General features: G+C 69.4%; 5 protein-coding genes. All 5 read right to left on the bottom strand.

Features of this window, described 5'->3' with window-relative positions; all coding sequences use genetic code 11:
* Nucleotides 1-455 (bottom strand): 30S ribosomal protein S5 (locus ACOJUF_RS24345; protein ID WP_420124391.1); only part of this gene is annotated, 455 nt, incomplete at its 3' end.
* Nucleotides 456-486: 31 nt separating this feature from the next.
* A complete protein-coding gene (gene rplR / locus ACOJUF_RS24350) occupies nucleotides 487-855 on the bottom strand; it encodes a 50S ribosomal protein L18 (protein WP_420124392.1) in 369 nt (122 codons plus the stop codon).
* A 2-nt stretch (nucleotides 856-857) separates the two neighbouring features.
* Complete coding sequence (gene rplF / locus ACOJUF_RS24355) at nucleotides 858-1,394, bottom strand: 50S ribosomal protein L6 (RefSeq protein WP_420124393.1); 537 nt, start codon at nucleotides 1,392-1,394, stop codon at nucleotides 858-860.
* 12 nt (nucleotides 1,395-1,406) lie between these two features.
* A complete protein-coding gene (gene rpsH, locus ACOJUF_RS24360; RefSeq protein WP_420124394.1) occupies nucleotides 1,407-1,805 on the bottom strand; it encodes a 30S ribosomal protein S8 in 399 nt (132 codons plus the stop codon).
* Between the two features lie 70 nt (nucleotides 1,806-1,875).
* The coding region (locus ACOJUF_RS24365) for a type Z 30S ribosomal protein S14 (protein WP_420124395.1) at nucleotides 1,876-2,041 on the bottom strand (166 nt) is incomplete at its 5' end.

The raw sequence follows: 2,041 nt of genomic DNA on the forward strand, positions 1-2,041 counted from the left end.
ATGCCGGCGCACTCGAGGACGGCACGCACCGGGCCGCCGGCGATGACCCCGGTACCGGGGGACGCCGGGCGGAGCAGCACCACGCCGGCCGCCGCCTCACCCTGCACCGGGTGCGGGATGGTGGAGGCGATCCGGGGCACCCGGAACATGTACTTCTTGGCCTCCTCGACGCCCTTGGCGATGGCCGCGGGGATCTCCTTGGCCTTGCCGTAGCCGACGCCGACCTGCCCGTCGCCGTCACCGACGACGACCAGAGCGGTGAACGAGAACCGCCGGCCACCCTTGACGACCTTGGCGACCCGGTTGGTCACCACGATCCGCTCGAGCAGCGGGTTCTTCTCCTGCGGGGCATCGCGGCGGTTGCCGTCGCGGCCGCCGCGGCGGTCCCGCCGGTCGCCGCGATCGTTGCCGCCCCGGTCGCCGCCGCCGAAGCCGCCGCGCTGTGGTCCGGGCATCAGATATCCCTCTCGATCATGTAGTGCGTCATCAGAACTCCAGGCCGGCGCTGCGGGCGCCGTCCGCGAGGGCCGCGATCCGGCCGTGGTAGGCGTCGCCACCGCGGTCGAGCACGACCGTGGTGACGCCCAGCTCGACCGCACGCCGGCCGACCAGCTCGCCGACCTTGCGGGCCTTGGCGGTCTTGTCGCCGTCGGTGGCGCGCAGGTCGGCCTCCAGGGTGGAGGCCGAGACCAGCGTCTTGCCGACGGTGTCGTCGATCAGCTGGACCGTGATGTGCCGGGACGAGCGCTTGACCGCCAGCCGCGGGCGGACCGCGGTGCCGGAGATCTTCTTGCGCAGCCGGAAGTGCCGACGGGCCCGGGAGACCCGGCGTTCGTGGGAAACAGAAGCGGCCATGGTTACTTACCCGTCTTTCCGACCTTGCGCCGCACGACCTCGCCCGCGTAACGCACGCCCTTGCCCTTGTAGGGATCGGGCTTGCGCAGCTTGCGAATGTTCGCGGCGACCTCGCCGACCTGCTGCTTGTCGATGCCCTCGACCCGGAATTTGATCGGGGACTCGACGACGAAACTGATGCCATCCGGCGCCGGGACCGGCACCGGGTGCGAGTAGCCGAGGGCGAACTCCAGGTCCTTGCCCTTGGCGGTGACGCGGTAACCCACGCCGACGATCTCCATCTGCTTGCTGTAGCCCTGGGTGACCCCGATGACCATGTTGTTCAGCAGCGAGCGGGTGAGCCCGTGGCGGGCCCGGGACTCCCGGTCGTCGTCGGGCCGCGAGACCTTGAGCTCGCCGTCCTCCTTGGCGACCTTGATCGGGTCGACCACGGAGTGGGTGAGGGTGCCCTTGGGCCCCTTGACCGTCACGGTGTTGCCGACGATGGAGACGTCGACACCCGCAGGTACGGGGACCGGCAACCGTCCGATTCGAGACATGTTCTGACCCCCTTACCAGACGTAGGCGAGGACTTCCCCGCCCACCTTCTTCTTCGCGGCCTGACGATCGGTCAGCAGCCCGCTGGACGTGGAGATGATCGCGATGCCCAGGCCGCCGAGGACCTTGGGCAGCTCGGTCGAGCGGGCGTAGACCCGCAGACCGGGCTTGGAGACGCGGCGGATGCCGGCGATCGAGCGCTCGCGGTTGGGCCCGTACTTGAGCTTGACGACGAGCGACTTGCCGACCGTCGCGTCGGCGGTGGTCCAGGAGGCGATGTAGCCCTCCTTGACCAGGATGTCGGAGATGCTGCCCTTCAGCTTGGAGAAGGGCATGACGACCTCGTCGTGGTACGCCGAGCTGGCGTTGCGGATCCTGGTGAGGAAGTCCGCGATGGGGTCGGTCATGGACATGTGGTCGTGCCTTTCTCGCCCGGTTCCCTGCTGGGCAGGGCCTGTGACGAACGGAAGCAGGGAGGTTGGATTACCAGGAGGCCTTGGTGACGCCGGGCAGCTCGCCGGCGTGCGCCATCTCGCGCAGGCAGATCCGGCACAGGCCGAACTTGCGGTACACCGAGTGCGGGCGGCCGCAGCGGTTGCAGCGGGTGTACCCGCGGACCGCGAACTTCGGCTTGCGCTTGGCCTTGTTG

The sequence above is a fragment of the Nakamurella sp. genome (assembly GCF_048594475.1).
Taxonomy (GTDB): domain Bacteria; phylum Actinomycetota; class Actinomycetes; order Mycobacteriales; family Nakamurellaceae; genus Nakamurella.

What these genes read in the sequence shown, in the direction of transcription:
- rplR (WP_420124392.1), bottom strand. Translation starts at nt 855, where the DNA reads ATGGCCGCTTCTGTTTCCCACGAACGCCGGGTCTCCCGGGCCCGTCGG.
- rpsH (WP_420124394.1), bottom strand. Translation starts at nt 1,805, where the DNA reads ATGTCCATGACCGACCCCATCGCGGACTTCCTCACCAGGATCCGCAAC.
- rplF (WP_420124393.1), bottom strand. Translation starts at nt 1,394, where the DNA reads ATGTCTCGAATCGGACGGTTGCCGGTCCCCGTACCTGCGGGTGTCGAC.